At 62.6% G+C, this 14,863-nt stretch carries 11 protein-coding genes; 10 read left to right on the forward strand and 1 reads right to left on the reverse strand.

Annotation, left to right across the window (positions count from 1 at the left end; genetic code table 11):
- The 9 genes from bioF to ACIPZB_RS02610 all read left to right on the forward strand — a co-directional run bounded on the left by bioF (position 1) and on the right by ACIPZB_RS02610 (position 12,102).
- Positions 1-1,173 carry an 8-amino-7-oxononanoate synthase gene (bioF, locus tag ACIPZB_RS02570; protein WP_400638877.1) on the forward strand — a complete coding sequence of 391 codons (1,173 nt, stop codon included), beginning with the start codon at positions 1-3 and terminating at the stop codon, positions 1,171-1,173.
- Positions 1,166-1,894 (forward strand): alpha/beta fold hydrolase, encoded by a 729-nt coding sequence (locus ACIPZB_RS02575; protein ID WP_400638878.1) that lies wholly within the window; start codon positions 1,166-1,168, stop codon positions 1,892-1,894. The genes bioF and ACIPZB_RS02575 overlap by 8 nt, the downstream gene beginning before the upstream one ends.
- Positions 1,887-2,705 carry a malonyl-ACP O-methyltransferase BioC gene (gene bioC / locus ACIPZB_RS02580; protein WP_400638879.1) on the forward strand — a complete coding sequence of 273 codons (819 nt, stop codon included), beginning with the start codon at positions 1,887-1,889 and terminating at the stop codon, positions 2,703-2,705. The genes ACIPZB_RS02575 and bioC overlap by 8 nt, the downstream gene beginning before the upstream one ends.
- Before the next feature lie 10 nt (positions 2,706-2,715).
- A complete protein-coding gene (gene bioD, locus ACIPZB_RS02585; RefSeq protein WP_008095337.1) occupies positions 2,716-3,396 on the forward strand; it encodes a dethiobiotin synthase in 681 nt (226 codons plus the stop codon).
- A 117-nt stretch (positions 3,397-3,513) separates the two neighbouring features.
- On the forward strand, positions 3,514-3,810 hold the full coding sequence (locus ACIPZB_RS02590; RefSeq protein WP_008095334.1) for a hypothetical protein: 297 nt from the start codon (positions 3,514-3,516) through the stop codon (positions 3,808-3,810).
- Between the two features lie 305 nt (positions 3,811-4,115).
- Positions 4,116-5,921 carry a phenylacyl-CoA dehydrogenase gene (locus tag ACIPZB_RS02595; protein ID WP_008095332.1) on the forward strand — a complete coding sequence of 602 codons (1,806 nt, stop codon included), beginning with the start codon at positions 4,116-4,118 and terminating at the stop codon, positions 5,919-5,921.
- Between the two features lie 634 nt (positions 5,922-6,555).
- Entirely contained in the window at positions 6,556-8,688 is a 2,133-nt protein-coding gene (locus ACIPZB_RS02600) for a cytochrome-c peroxidase (RefSeq protein WP_400638880.1), read from the forward strand.
- Positions 8,689-8,913: 225 nt separating this feature from the next.
- Entirely contained in the window at positions 8,914-10,197 is a 1,284-nt protein-coding gene (locus ACIPZB_RS02605; RefSeq protein WP_400638881.1) for a diguanylate cyclase, read from the forward strand.
- 126 nt (positions 10,198-10,323) lie between these two features.
- The gene (locus ACIPZB_RS02610) at positions 10,324-12,102 is read left to right on the forward strand and encodes an acyl-CoA dehydrogenase C-terminal domain-containing protein (protein WP_400638882.1); all 1,779 of its coding nucleotides are present in this window, start codon (positions 10,324-10,326) and stop codon (positions 12,100-12,102) included.
- A 230-nt stretch (positions 12,103-12,332) separates the two neighbouring features.
- Here the strand turns inward: ACIPZB_RS02610 and ACIPZB_RS02615 are convergent, their stop codons facing one another.
- Positions 12,333-13,256, reverse strand: a complete 924-nt coding sequence (locus ACIPZB_RS02615) for a LysR family transcriptional regulator (protein WP_400638883.1) — start codon at positions 13,254-13,256, stop codon at positions 12,333-12,335.
- Between the two features lie 211 nt (positions 13,257-13,467).
- On the opposite strand from ACIPZB_RS02615, the gene ACIPZB_RS02620 reads away from it, so the two are divergent.
- Positions 13,468-14,748 (forward strand): aspartate aminotransferase family protein, encoded by a 1,281-nt coding sequence (locus tag ACIPZB_RS02620; protein ID WP_400638884.1) that lies wholly within the window; start codon positions 13,468-13,470, stop codon positions 14,746-14,748.
- Positions 14,749-14,863 lie beyond the last annotated feature (115 nt).

Below are 14,863 nucleotides of genomic sequence, written 5' to 3' on the forward strand. Positions count from 1 at the left end.
ATGGCCTTCGATCTGGCGGCGCGCCTGGCCGAACGGCGCGCCGCAGACCTGTATCGGCAGCGGCCGTTGCTGGAAACCCCGCAGAGGCCGCAAGTGGTGGTCGACGGCCAGCCGTTGTTGGCCTTCTGCAGCAATGACTACCTGGGCCTTGCCAACCATCCCGAGGTCATTGCCGCCTGGCAGGCCGGCGCCGAGCGCTGGGGTGTCGGTGGTGGGGCCTCGCACCTGGTGATTGGCCACAGCACGCCGCACCATGCTGTCGAAGAGGCGCTGGCCGAATTGACCGGCCGCCCGCGCGCCCTGCTTTTTTCCACCGGCTACATGGCCAACCTCGGTGCCATCACCGCTTTGGTGGGGCAGGGCGACACCGTGCTCCAGGACCGCCTGAACCACGCGTCCTTGCTCGATGGTGGCCTGCTCAGCGGTGCGCGCTTCAGCCGCTACCTGCACAACGATGCGGCCAGCCTGGCCAGCCGTCTGGACAAAGCTGTCGGCAACACACTGGTGGTGACCGACGGGGTGTTCAGCATGGACGGCGACCTCGCTGACCTGCCGGCACTGGCCAAGGTCGCGCGCTCGCGCGGTGCCTGGCTGATGGTCGACGACGCTCACGGTGTGGGCACCTTGGGCGCTCAGGGTGGCGGTATCGTCGAACACTACGGCCTGGGCATCGATGACGTGCCGGTGCTGATCGGCACCTTGGGCAAGGCGTGCGGCACCTCAGGTGCCTTCGTCGCCGGCAGCGAAGAGCTGATCGAGGCGCTGGTGCAATTCGCCCGGCCCTACATCTACACCACCAGTCAGCCGCCCGCACTGGCCTGTGCCACGCTCAAGAGCCTGGAGCTGCTGCGCCGCGAAACCTGGCGGCGTGAGCACCTGGCTGCGTTGATTCAGCAGTTCCGCGAAGGCGCCGAGCAGATCGGACTGCAACTGCTGGACAGCCCGACGCCGATCCAGCCGATCCTGATTGGCGACAGTGCGCAGGCCCTGCGGCTGTCGCGAATGCTGCGCGAGCGTGGCCTTCTGGTTACCGCGATCCGCCCGCCCACCGTACCTGTCGGCAGCGCACGCCTGCGCGTGACCCTGAGCGCTGCGCACAGCGAGGCGCAGGTACAGCTATTGTTGAATGCATTGGCCGAGTGTTATCCACAGCTGGAGGCCGCCGATGCGTAACCGACTGATCCTTCTGCCTGGCTGGGGGCTGGGCACCGCCGCACTGGAGCCGCTGGCCGCCAGCCTGCGGGCGCAGGATGCGCGCCTGCAGGTCGAGCTGATGCCGCTGCCGGAGCTGGCCGACGCCGATGTACAAGCCTGGGTAGACCACCTTGACCGCAAACTGCCTTCCGATACCTGGCTGGGTGGCTGGTCGTTCGGTGGCATGCTTGCCAGCGAGCTGGCGCGCAAGCGTGGCGACCATTGTTGCGGGTTGCTGACCCTGGCCAGCAACCCCTGTTTCGTGGCTCGCCCGGGCTGGCCTGGCATGGCCGAAGATACCTTCGGCACCTTCCTGGATGGTTGCCGCAGTCATGCGTCGGTGACCCTCAAGCGTTTTCGCAGCTTGTGCAGCGACGGCGCGCAACAACCGCGCACGCTGTTGCGCCAGCTGGGCGTCGGTGTGCCGGATACCGATCCGCTGTACCTGGCTACCGGGCTTGAAGTACTGGCCAAGCTGGATACCCGTGAAGCGTTGCAGGCCTACGGCGGGCCGCAGCTGCACCTGTTCGCCGGCAGCGATGCGCTGGTGCCGGCCGAAGCGGCCAAGGCCCTCAGCGAGCTGCTACCCGACATTGAAGTCGGTCTGGTCGAAGACAGTTCCCACGCCTTCCTGCTGGAATATCCTCAGGAGCTGGCGGCGGGCATCAAGAGTTTCCTGCATGAGAGTGGCGATGACTGACCTTTCCCGTCCAACCCTGCCCGGTGCGCTGCCGGACAAGCGCCAGGTGGCCGCCTCGTTTTCCCGTGCGGCGTCCAGCTACGACAGCGTGGCGGCCCTGCAGCGCGCGGTGGGCGTGAGCCTGCTGGAGCAGCTGCCGGACGACCTGGCGCCCTCGCGCTGGCTCGACCTGGGCAGTGGCACCGGCCACTTCAGCCGGGTGCTGGCCGAGCGCTTCGCGTCTGCCAGCGGTGTGGCGGTGGATATCGCCGAAGGCATGTTGCGCCATGCCCGCGGCGAACAGGCTGGCGCTGCCTATCACGTGGCCGGGGATGCCGAGCGCTTGCCGCTGCGCGATGCCAGTGTCGACCTGGTGTTTTCCAGCCTGGCGGTGCAGTGGTGCGGTCAGTTCGCCAGCGTATTGAACGAGGCCCAACGGGTGTTGCGACCCGGTGGCGTGCTGGCCTTCAGCAGCCTGTGTGTCGGCACGCTCGATGAGTTGCGTGCCAGTTGGCAGGCAGTGGATGGCATGGTGCATGTGAACCGCTTCCGCCAGTTCGAGGACTATCAGCGCCTGTGCGCGGCCAGTGGTTTCGAGCAGGTCGGCCTGCAGCGACGGGCGCATGTGCTGCATTACCCGGATGTGCGCAGCCTGACCCATGAACTCAAGGCGCTGGGCGCCCACAATCTCAACCCAGGGCGGCCTTCCGGGCTGACCGGGCGCGCCCGCATGCAAGGTTTGCTGCAGGCATACGAGGCGTTTCGTAAGCCCCAAGGGCTGCCAGCCACCTACCAGGTGGTCTATGGTGTGATGCGCAAGCCACGGGCATGAGAGGAGTGACATGAGCCAAGCCTATTTCATCGCCGGCACCGACACGGATGTTGGCAAGACCACCATCGCGGCAGGGCTGCTGCATGCGGCACGGCTGCAGGGCCTGAGCACCCTGGGGGCCAAACCGGTGGCCTCCGGCTGCACGGTCACCGCCAAAGGCCTGCGCAATGCCGATGCCCAGGCCTTGATCGACGAAAGCACGCTGAAGCTTGAGTATGAAGCGGTCAACCCTTTTGCCTTCGAGCCCGGCATTGCGCCCCACGTGGCCGCACGCGAGGCCGGTGTGGTGCTGGAAGTGCCGGCCCTGCTGAACGCGATGCGCTATGTACTGGACCAAGGGGCGGATTTCACCCTGGTCGAAGGCGCGGGGGGCTGGCGGGTGCCCTTGTCCAATCATGCCAACCTCTCCGACCTGGCGATTGCCCTGAAGCTGCCGGTGATCCTGGTCGTGGGCGTGCGCCTGGGCTGCATCAACCATGCCTTGCTCAGTGCCGAGGCGATCGCGCGCGATGGGCTGCAACTGGCGGGCTGGGTGGCCAACATCATCGAGCCGCGTACTTCAAGACTCGAAGAGAACCTTGCCAGCCTGGCGGAACGCCTGCCGGCACCCTGCCTTGGGCGTGTGCCCAGGCTCAAGGTGGCCACGGCGGATGCGGTGGCGGAGCACCTGCAGCTGGACTTGCTGGATTAGCAGGCATCACCCTGGTCTATCAGCTAGCACTAGGCCATTAGGGATTTAAACGGGCCTTTTTGGCCTTGGCCTGCTTTAATTCAGTCTGTTTCAATCCAGCGTTACTGGAGTACTGACATGGAAATCACCGGCAACTCCGCCTACTACGCCGGCCTCAGCGCCATCCACACGGGTCAGAACCGAATCGACCAGGCCGCCGGCCAGATCGCCAGCACCACCGTCGAGCGAGCCGCCACCAGCCAGTCCAGCGACTTTCAGGCCGAACGCCTGCGAGCTGTCGATCGCAGCCAGCAGATGGACCTGGCCACCAGCACCGTGCAGCTGGCCTTGGGCAAGACCGAAGCCGAACTCGGCACGAAGGTCGCCAAGGCGTCCGACGAAATGCTCGGTCGCTTCATCGACACCTACGCCTGATTTCGAAAGCACGGCGGACACCCTTTGTGGGAGCAGGCTTGCCCCGCGAATGCGCCAGTCCAGACAACTTCATGCTGTCTGGACTGGCGCATTCGCGGGGCAAGTCCGCTCCCACAGTCATTTTGAGCACCCGTTTTTCTGAAATGGCATGAATGCCATTTTTCGTGGCGTTAATGACACCACTGCCCCTCCTTGACTCCAGTCGTACTAAACGTTAGTTTCAAACAACTGTTTGACCGAAAGCCACCAAGAGCTGGTCGGTATCAGCGGTCTCCCTACCGAACTCATCACAGAGGTTCATCGCAATGCCTGATTACAAAGCCCCCTTGCGTGATATTCGTTTCGTCCGCGACGAGCTGCTCGGCTACGAGGCGCACTATCAGAGCCTGCCGGGTTGCCAGGACGCCACGCCCGACATGGTCGACGCGATCCTCGAAGAAGGCGCGAAGTTCTGTGAGCAGGTGCTGGCCCCGCTGAACCGTGTCGGCGACCTGGAAGGTTGCACCTGGAGCGAATCGGGCGTGAAAACGCCGACCGGCTTCAAGCAAGCCTACGAGCAGTTCGTCGAAGGTGGCTGGCCGAGCCTGGCGCACGACGTCGCCCATGGTGGCCAAGGTCTGCCGGAGTCGCTGGGCCTGGCCCTGAGCGAAATGGTCGGCGGCGCCAACTGGTCGTGGGGCATGTACCCGGGCCTGTCCCATGGCGCGATGAACACCATCTCGGCCCACGGCACCGAAGAGCAGCAGCACACCTACCTGACCAAGCTGGTCAGCGGTGAGTGGACCGGCACCATGTGCCTGACCGAACCACACTGCGGCACCGACCTGGGCATGCTGCGTACCAAGGCCGAGCCGCAAGCCGACGGTTCGTACAAAGTGTCCGGCACCAAGATTTTCATTTCCGCTGGTGAGCACGACATGGCCGATAACATCGTCCATATCGTCCTGGCCCGCCTGCCTGATGCACCCGCTGGCACCAAGGGCATCTCGCTGTTCATCGTGCCGAAGTTCCTGCCCAACGCCGAAGGCGGTGTGGGTGAGCGCAACGGCGTGAGCTGTGGCTCCCTCGAGCACAAGATGGGCATCCACGGCAACGCCACCTGCGTGATGAACTTCGACAGCGCCACCGGCTACCTGATCGGCCCAGCCAACAAGGGCCTGAACTGCATGTTCACCTTCATGAACACCGCGCGTCTGGGCACCGCACTGCAGGGCCTGGCACACGCCGAGGTGGCCTTCCAGGGTGGCTTGAAATACGCCCGTGACCGCCTGCAGATGCGTTCCCTGACCGGCCCGAAAGCGCCAGACAAGGCCGCCGACCCGATCATCGTCCACCCGGACGTGCGTCGCATGCTGCTGACCATGAAAGCCTTCGCCGAGGGCAACCGCGCGATGGTGTACTTCACCGCCAAGCAGGTGGACATCGTCAAGTACAGCCAGGACGAGGAAGAGCGCAAGAAGGCCGACGCCCTGCTGGCCTTCCTGACTCCGATCGCCAAGGCCTTCATGACCGAAGTCGGTTTCGAAGCTGCCAACCATGGCGTGCAGATCTACGGTGGCCACGGCTTCATCGCCGAGTGGGGCATGGAGCAGAACGTGCGCGACAGCCGTATCTCCATGCTGTACGAGGGCACCACGGGTATCCAGGCACTCGACCTGCTTGGCCGTAAAGTGCTGATGACCCAGGGCGAAGCGCTCAAGGGTTTCACCAAGATCGTGCACAAGTTCTGCCAGGCCCAGGAAGGCGTCGATGCACTCAAGGAGTTCGTCGAACCCTTGGCCGCGCTGAACAAGGAGTGGGGTGAGTTGACCATGAAGGTCGGCATGGCAGCGATGAAAGACCGCGAAGAAGTGGGCGCCGCTTCGGTGGACTACCTGATGTATTCCGGTTATGCCTGCCTGGCCTACTTCTGGGCCGACATCGCCCGCCTGGCTGCCGAGAAACTGGCCGCCGGCACCAGCGAGGAGGCGTTCTACACCGCCAAGCTGCAGACCGCGCGCTTCTACTTCCAGCGCATCCTGCCACGTACCCGTACGCATGTGGCGACCATGCTGTCGGGTGCCAATAACCTGATGGACATGAAGGAAGAGGACTTCTCGCTGGGTTATTAAGCCCGAGTGAAGTACTCAAAAAACGCCGCTCCTAGTGAGCGGCGTTTTTTTTGGGGATTTCAAAATGGCGCAGGGAAAATCCAATAGCCAATGCTGACGCAGTACAACTTGCGCGCACGTGCAGTTATTCATGTTTATTGAATTACATCTGAGTCAGGGTTCAGGCTGGCTCCAACTATTGATTGTCGATCAGTATGAGTTAGCAATTACATTGCCAAATTCTTGAAGCTTCTATTTTCGGCGCTCGCTTGCCCTCTGTGAGCGCTGGCTAAAGGGGTTTCGGGGAATGGCACCCAATAGTGGTGGGGAACTAACACCGGAATTGAGGAAGCGGGGTTGTCAGAATTTATTGACATGATCCCGTGAATGAGTCGGTATAAAAAAATACTGATTTTTTCAGCTGAAATACTTTGTTACAGCTATGTTGGCATTAAGCGCACTGCGTGCGTGAACGATCGGTTTTGAAAATAACCTGAGCCAAGAGATTACCTTGCCAGCGAGGCCTTGCGCTGCCCAAACAACGTTCAGTTGAAGTGGGTGAAGCTGCAAGCTGCAAGATGGATAGCAGATGAGTTCATCTCGACACAGGCAAATAACGGAGCTGGCTACTCCGTGCTGAATCGGGAAGTTCATCATGGCTGAATATCTGAGAACGTTGCGAATCCCCCGCCTGGCCTGCGCGATAGCGATGACCCTCGCCGCTGTCGGCTTGCCGTTCATGAGCGTACGGGCCGCGGACCCGGCCGAGCCCCCTGCGCCAGCGCCGGAAGTCCCCAGTCTGAACTCACTGCGTGGCATGATCCCGCCGGATCCTTCTGGTACCGAGGATGGTCGCAAGGTCGACCTCATGTCCGACTACGTGACCAATCGCGTGGCAGCAATCACGTTGGGCAAGGCCTTGTTCTGGGACATGGCGATCGGCAGTGACGGCACCACCGCCTGCGCTTCCTGCCATTACCACGCGGGTGTCGATCACCGGGTCACCAACCAGATCAACCCCGGCCAGGCCAATACCAATGCGAACGTTGCATCGATCTTCAACAAGCCTTTCACGGCCGCCGATATTCCTGGCGACGTGCCCAGCTACGCCACCCGCTCCGGTGGCAAGGGCGGCCCGAACTACACATTGAAAAAAGGGGACTTCCCGACTCACGTGCTGACCAATCCTCTGGATCGCAACTCGATGATTGTCTATTCCACGGATGACGTCATCGGCTCACAAGGCGTGATCGAGGCCAACTTCGTCAAACCCCGGCAATCGCGCTTCGACCAGTGCACACGGCAACCTGACGGAATTTTCCAGGTGGGCGGTATCAACGTGCGGCGCAGCACCGGGCGCAATGCGCCTTCGGTCATCAATGCGGCCTTCAACGTCCGCAACTTCTGGGATGGTCGGGCCAATAACGTGTTCAACGGCTTCTCGCCGTTCGGCAATCGCGACCCGGACGCCGCAATCTTCGTGACCAATGATCGCAGTGGCGTGGCAGTCAAGGCACGACTGGCCCTCAAGGATGCCTCGGCGGCCTCGCAAGCCGTGGGGCCTCCCGGCAGCGCGGTGGAAATGTCCTGTGGCGGGCGTACCTTCGCTGACATTGGTCGGCGCATGCTCGATACCATGATGCTCAGGGGGCAAAAAATCTCGCCCACCGATTCGGTGCTCGGGCCCGTCTCCAGTGCCCGCCGGCCGACCTATCGCGAACTGATCAAGAACGCATTCCAGCCGCGCCTGTGGAATGCCACGCAACAGGTATCGCTGGGCGGTCAGCCCTACAGCCAGATGGAAGCGAACTTCTCGCTGTTCTTCGGGCTGGCGATTCAGATGTACGAGGCCACGTTGATCTCCGACCAGGCACCGCTGGATGCCTATCTGCAGGGCAACCTCAGCGCCATGAACGCTCAGCAGGTGAAAGGCATGGAGCTGTTCCTGGGCAAGGGCAAGTGTGTTGCCTGCCATGGTGGCGCGGAGTTGACCAATGCGGGCAGCCGGCTGCTGTTCGAGCCTCGTGAGCGCATCGAGCGCATGGTCATGGCGGACGGCCTGACCACGCTCTACGACAACGGTTTCTACAACACCGGAGTGCGCCCGACCTCGGAAGACCTGGCGCTGGGCGCTTCGGACGCCTGGGGCAATCCATTGTCGTTCACCCGTCAATACAACACGCTGCTGCAAGGCGGGAATATCCCTGACCCACTGGATGTCGATGTCTGCACGTTCGAGGCGCCGCTGAGCGCAGCGGTCCCTTGCGACGCGACACTCAAGCCCAGTGTCGGTTTCCGCGACTCGGTCGATGGCGCCTTCAAGACCCCGACGCTGCGTAACATTGCGTTGACCGGGCCGTATTTCCACAACGGCAGCCGGGCAACGCTGCAACAGGTCATGGAGTTCTACAACCGCGGCGGCGACCGGCGTGGCGAAGACGCCAGCAACACCAGCGGTTTCGAACATCCGGCCGTCAATCAGCACAACGGCTCCAACCTTGACCCGGACATGACCCCGCTGAACCTGACCCCGGAGGAAGTGGATGCACTGGTCAAGTTCATGGAGGTCGGCTTGCTTGATCCGCGCGTCGCGTGGGAACGGGCACCGTTCGATCACCCCTCACTGATGCTGCCACAGGGTGAGAAGGGCGATGAGAACTCCGTCGCGCAGGGTTCGACGTCCCCCTCTCGGCCAGCGCAGGACGCCATTTTCCAACTCAATGCCGTGGGGGCCGAAGGTCGCTCCGCTCTGCAGGGACCACTGCTGCCATTCAACAACGACTTGTAACGACACATTGCATCACTGGCGTGTGATGAAAACCCGCCTACCCACAGTGGTAGGCGGGTTTTCATGCTTTGGTACGCAGCGCGAGCCCTGAGGTCCAGTTGCAAGAAAAGCTCAAGCCCTCCGCCCCTGCGGCCGTTAATCACCTTTGTCCTCATCTATTCATGTGCGCTGCCGATGAAGTGGAGGCACAATGCCATTATTGATCTGCCGGGTTGGAGATTACCCTTGTTTCGTCCAAACGCTGTACGCGCTAGCCACTTTCTGCCTTCGTTGTTTCTGTTGCTGGCAGGGCTTGCGGCGGCTTACGTAAGAGACCTCAACGTCTTCTTCACTTCACTGTTCAACGTATTGCCCACGTTGGTGCTATTGCTGGGTGGTGCTTATTGCGCCGTATACCGTCGCCAGCGCGAACTGTTTCTGATGGTCACGGTGTACATCGCTTATTTCCTGCTCGATACCCAGACCGATTATTACCGCGACAATGGACGGGTGCGGGAAGACGCGGCGGTGATCTTCCACCTCGTCTGCCTGCTGTTACCGGCCTTGTTCGGTCTGTTCGGTGCCTGGCAGGAGCGAACCCACCTTGCCCAGGACCTGCTTGCCCGGTTCGCCGTGCTGTTCGCGGTTGGCAGCGTCGCGGTGGCGTTGGAGCAGAGTTTCCCCGACGCCTTGCTGGCCTGGTTGGCCGAGATCCGCTGGCCATCGCTGCATGGCCAGTGGATGAGCCTGATCCAGATGGTCTATCCGCTGTTCGTCGGTGTCTTCATCCTGCTGGTGGTGCAATACCTGCGCGAGCCGAGGCCCTTGCACGCCGCCCAGCTGATCGGCCTGGTGGGTATTTTCTGGATGCTGCCCAAGACGTTCATCCTGCCGTTCACCCTGAACATCATGTGCAGCCAGGTGATGCTGATGATCGCTGCCGCGGTATCCCATGAGGCCTACCAGATGGCCTTCCGTGACGAGCTCACAGGGCTGCCGGGGCGCCGCGCCTTGAATGAGCGCATGCAACGTCTGGGGCGCAATTATGTGATCGCCATGACCGACGTCGACCACTTCAAGAAATTCAACGACACCCACGGCCACGACGTGGGCGACCAGGTGCTGCGCCTGGTCGCCAGCCGCTTGTCGAAAATTACCGGAGGCGGGCGTGCCTATCGCTATGGCGGTGAGGAGTTCGCCCTGGTATTCGCGGGCAAGACCGCAGAGGAATGCGTGCCGCATGTGGAAGCGGTGCGCGAGATGATCGCCAACTATGCCATGCAGTTGCGCGACCAGAACAACCGCCCGCAGGACGACTCGGCGGGGCGTCAACGCCGCGCTGGCAGCGGCGGCGGAACGGTGTCGGTGACCATCAGCATCGGCGTGGCGGAGCGCCAGGCCGAGCACCGGAACCCGGAGGAAGTGCTCAAGTCCGCCGACCAGGCCCTCTACAGTGCCAAGGGTGCCGGGCGTAATTGCGTCATGGTTCATGGGCAACAATCGCAGCGTGGGGCGGTACGAACTGCGTGACCGAAAATGACTTATTGGTCGCTTGATGACCCTATGTCTCTAAAAAGTTGTTCGGTTACACTTGATTTCAACCCCGAGCCGCGGTCCCTTCGGACCGCCCCCGACCCCGACTAGCGAGAGGTTGTCATGGCGGACTACAAAGCACCATTGCGCGACATGCGCTTCGTTCTGAATGAAGTCTTCAACGTGGCCGAGCAGTGGGCACAACTGCCCGAGCTGGCCGAGGCGGTCGATGCCGACACCGCCATGGCCGTCCTGGAAGAGGCCGGCAAGGTCACCAGCAAAAGCATTGCTCCGCTCAGCCGCGCCGGCGACGAAGAAGGCTGCCACTGGGACAATGGCGCCGTGCGCACGCCCGCTGGTTTCATCGAGGCCTACAAGACCTACGCCGAAGGCGGTTGGGTAGGTGTGGGCGGTGACCCGCTGTTCGGCGGCATGGGCATGCCCAAGGCAATCTCCGCGCAGGTCGAGGAAATGGTCAATGCGTCGAGCCTGGCCTTCGGCCTGTACCCGATGCTGACCGCGGGTGCCTGTCTGTCGATCAACGCCCACGCCAGCGAGGCACTCAAGGAAAAGTACCTGCCGAACATGTATGCCGGCGTGTGGGCCGGTTCCATGTGCCTGACCGAGCCCCATGCCGGTACCGACCTGGGCATCATCCGCACCAAGGCCGAGCCCCAGGCCGATGGCAGCTACAAGGTCAGCGGCACCAAGATCTTCATCACCGGCGGTGAGCACGACCTGACCGAGAACATCATCCACCTGGTGCTGGCCAAGCTGCCGGACGCACCGGCAGGTCCCAAGGGCATTTCGCTGTTCCTGGTGCCGAAGTTCCTGGTCAATGAGGACGGCAGCCTCGGTGCGCGCAACCCGGCCAATTGCGGCTCGATCGAGCACAAGATGGGTATCCAGGCGTCGGCCACCTGTGTGATGAACTTCGATGAGGCCGTGGGCTACATCGTCGGCGAGCCGAACAAGGGCCTGGCCGCGATGTTCACCATGATGAACTACGAGCGTCTGGGTGTTGGCATCCAGGGCCTGGCCACGGCGGAACGTTCCTACCAGAACGCCGTGGAATACGCCCGCGACCGCTTGCAGAGCCGCGCTCCTGTTGGCCCCCAGGCCAAGGACAAGGTCGCCGACCCGATCATCGTGCACCCTGACGTGCGCCGCATGCTGCTCACCATGAAAGCCCAGATCGAGGGGGGCCGCGCCTTCTCCACCTACGTGGCGATGCAGCTGGACAGTGCCAAGTACAGCGAAGACCCCACCACGCGCAAACGCAGCGAAGAATTGGTGGCGCTGCTGACGCCGGTGGCCAAGGCGTTCCTCACCGACCAGGGGCTGGAGTGCACGGTGCATGGCCAGCAGGTATTCGGCGGCCACGGCTACATTCGCGAGTGGGGCCAGGAGCAACTGGTGCGCGACGTGCGCATTACCCAGATCTACGAAGGCACCAACGGTATCCAGGCCTTGGACCTGATGGGGCGCAAGGTGGTAGCCAGCGGTGGTGCGTACTACCGGCTGTTCTCGGGTGAAATCCGCCAGTTCATTGCCACTGCCGGCAGCGAGCTGGACGAGTTTGCCAAACCGCTGGCGGCCTACCTGGACCAGCTCGACGGGCTGACTGAATGGGTGCTGGAGCAGGCCAAGGGCAACCCGAATGAAATCGGCGCTGCGTCGGTCGACTATCTGAATGCCTTCGGTTATGTCGCCTATGCCTACATGTGGGCGTTGATGGCGCGGGCAGCCAAGGCGGGCGAGGGCGATGAGGCGTTCTACTCGGCCAAGCTGGGCACTGCGCGGTTCTATTTCGCCCGCTTGTTGCCGCGCGTGACCTCGCTGGTGGCGTCGGTGAAGGCGGGGAGCGAGTCGCTGTACCTGCTGGACGCCGAGCAATTCTGATTGCTGAAGGCCGCATGTAAGCTTTTTCCTACATGACGTGGTGACTTTTCGCCACTGGCCCCAGATTGGATCCACAGTTACTCTTTCTTACATGGACGTTGCGCAGGAAGCGCAAAGGACAGAACAGGGACAACGAAGGATTTCCTGCCAGGGTGGCGGGGCGATAGGGATGTCACAGGGAAACAGTCTGGAGAACCCCGCTTAGGCGGGGTTTTCTTTGTGCGCGTGTTTTAGCCAAGCACATCCAGCGGCGAGGTGCCCAGCGGCCTGGCATCGGCTTCTTCCTCCAGCAGATTGCGCAGCAACTCCACCGAAGCCTGCTGACGCTGGGCGTCACGGAACACCAGGCCAACCTTGAGCGGAACGCGTGGTTCGCTCAACGGCTTCCACAGCAGCCCTTGGTCATCTTCGGCGGCATCCTTGGCCCGCCCGGGCAGGATCGTGGCCAACGCGGTGTGGGCCAGGCTGTCGAGAATCCCCGCCATATTGTTCATTTCTGCCTGAACCTGAGGTCGGCGGCCCTGGCTGGCCAGCTGCTCCTTCCAGATCTGGCGGATCTGGAATTCCTCGCCCAGCATGAGCATGGGCAACTCTGCGGCCTGACGGATGGATACCTTTTTGAAGTCCTTCAATGGATGAGTATCCGGGATGACCAGCTGCAGCTCGTCCTCGTACAGCAGCATGCCGTGCAGGCCGGGCTGGCGCGGAGGCAGGTAGCTGATGCCGATGTCCAGGCTGCCATTGAGCAGGCGCCGCTCGATCTCCAGCCCCGACAGTTCATAGATCTGCACCACAAGGTGCGGCTGAGCCTTGCGCACCCGCTCCAGCAACTGCGGCACCAGGCTCGGCCGTACCGTTTGCAGCACGCCGATGGCCAGCGTGCGCAGTGACTGTCCCTTGAAGTTGCGCATCGCCTCATGGGCCCGTTGCAGCCCGTCGAGCAAGGGCAGCGCATGGTTGTACAAGGTGTGCGCCGCCAGGGTGGGCAGCAGCCGTTTGTTGCTGCGTTCGAACAGGCTCAGGTCGAGGCTGTGTTCGAGCTGGCGAATCTGTTGCGAGAGTGCCGGCTGAGACAATGACAGGCGTTCGGCAGCGCGGCCGACATGGCCTTCTTCATACACCGCGACGAAATAACGCAGTTGGCGAAAATCCATAACTAACACTTATCGAAAAAGCTGGAAAAACGGAATGGCCGCAAGCGCTGCCGAAGCCTAGTCTATCGCGGCATTGCAACGGGTTACAGCGAGCATTGGCTGGATTGTTACCCCGTTTGAAAAACACTTTTGATAGGCAAGGCAAAATTATCAAGTGCCGGCAGCAAGACCGGACCCTGGCCGCCCTTTACCGTGATTGGTTGGAGCCCTGATGAACCTGTTCAACCTGCGCCGCTCGGCCCCTGCCGCGGTTGCCGAGCCTATGCGTGCGCCGGTGATCGAAGCAGACGCCCCGGCACCGTCTCGCGAGCGCCTGATGCCAGGCAGCGCGCGTGCCGATCACGTATTCGTGCGTGGCCAGGGTTCGTGGTTGTGGGATAACGAAGGGCGCGCCTACCTGGATTTCACCCAGGGTTGTGCGGTCAACAGCCTTGGCCATAGCCCCAGCGTGCTGGTCAAGGCACTGGGCAATCAGGCCCAGGCGTTGATCAACCCGGGCGCCGGTTACCACAACCGCGGCCTGCTGGCTTTGGTCGATCGCCTCTGCGAGAGCACCGGCAGCGAGCAGGCTTACCTGCTCAACAGCGGTGCCGAAGCCTGTGAAGGGGCGATCAAGCTGGCGCGCAAGTGGGGCCAGCGGCACCGCAACGGGGCCTATCACATCATCACCGCCAGCCAGGGCTGTCATGGCCGCAGCCTGGGCGCGCTTTCGGCATCCGACCCGCTGCCGTGCAACCGTTGCGAACCTGGACTGCCCGGTTTCAGCAAGGTGCCATTCAACGACCTGGCGGCGCTGCATGCGCAAGTCGACTCGCGCACGGTGGCGATCATGCTCGAACCGATTCAGGGTGAGGCAGGTGTCATCCCGGCGACCAAAGCGTACCTGCAGGGTGTCGAAACGTTGTGCCGCGAGCTGGGCATCCTGCTGATCCTCGACGAGGTGCAGACCGGCATCGGCCGCTGTGGCGCGCTGCTGGCCGAGGAAACCTATGGTGTGCGCGCCGACATCATCACCTTGGGCAAGGGCCTGGGTGGCGGCGTACCACTGGCCGCCCTGCTGGCCCGTGGCAGTGCCTGCTGTGCCGAGCCCGGTGAGCTGGAGGGCAGCCACCACGGCAATGCGCTGATGAGCGCAGCGGGCCTGGCGGTGCTCGACACCGTGCTGGAGCCGGGCTTCTTCGAGCATGTGCAGGACAGTGGCCGCCACCTGCGCGATGGCCTGAGCCGCCTGGCCGGTCGCTATGGCCAGGGCGAGGTGCGCGGCCAGGGCCTGCTCTGGGCCTTGCAGCTGCAGGAAAACCTGGCCCATGACCTGGTTCAGGCGGCCTTGCACGAAGGCCTGCTGCTCAATGCGCCGCAAGCGGATGTGGTGCGCTTTTCGCCGGCACTGACCGTGAGCAAGGGCAACATCGAAGAGATGCTGCTGCGCCTGGCCCGGGCCTTTACCCGCCTGCATGCGCAACAGCATGCCCGCCGCGAAGTATCGGCGTAACACGAATTCAACGAACCGTCTGGCGTTTCTGCGCATCGCCCTTGGCCTGTTTCATTTGGCCAGGGGCGTTTTTTTTTGCCTGTGGAACCTCTGTCTGGCGCGGCTAGTCTCTGTT

Origin of the sequence: Pseudomonas sp. NPDC089396 (assembly GCF_044749545.1) — a bacterium.
Classification (GTDB): domain Bacteria; phylum Pseudomonadota; class Gammaproteobacteria; order Pseudomonadales; family Pseudomonadaceae; genus Aquipseudomonas.

Excerpts from the sequence above, each read along its gene's own strand:
- ACIPZB_RS02595 (WP_008095332.1), top strand. The coding sequence starts at position 4,116 with ATGCCTGATTACAAAGCCCCCTTGCGTGATATTCGTTTCGTCCGCGAC.
- bioD (WP_008095337.1), top strand. The coding sequence starts at position 2,716 with ATGAGCCAAGCCTATTTCATCGCCGGCACCGACACGGATGTTGGCAAG.
- ACIPZB_RS02575 (WP_400638878.1), top strand. The coding sequence starts at position 1,166 with ATGCGTAACCGACTGATCCTTCTGCCTGGCTGGGGGCTGGGCACCGCC.
- ACIPZB_RS02600 (WP_400638880.1), top strand. The coding sequence starts at position 6,556 with ATGGCTGAATATCTGAGAACGTTGCGAATCCCCCGCCTGGCCTGCGCG.
- ACIPZB_RS02620 (WP_400638884.1), top strand. The coding sequence starts at position 13,468 with ATGAACCTGTTCAACCTGCGCCGCTCGGCCCCTGCCGCGGTTGCCGAG.
- ACIPZB_RS02590 (WP_008095334.1), top strand. The coding sequence starts at position 3,514 with ATGGAAATCACCGGCAACTCCGCCTACTACGCCGGCCTCAGCGCCATC.
- ACIPZB_RS02615 (WP_400638883.1), bottom strand. The coding sequence starts at position 13,256 with ATGGATTTTCGCCAACTGCGTTATTTCGTCGCGGTGTATGAAGAAGGC.
- ACIPZB_RS02610 (WP_400638882.1), top strand. The coding sequence starts at position 10,324 with ATGGCGGACTACAAAGCACCATTGCGCGACATGCGCTTCGTTCTGAAT.
- bioC (WP_400638879.1), top strand. The coding sequence starts at position 1,887 with ATGACTGACCTTTCCCGTCCAACCCTGCCCGGTGCGCTGCCGGACAAG.
- bioF (WP_400638877.1), top strand. The coding sequence starts at position 1 with ATGGCCTTCGATCTGGCGGCGCGCCTGGCCGAACGGCGCGCCGCAGAC.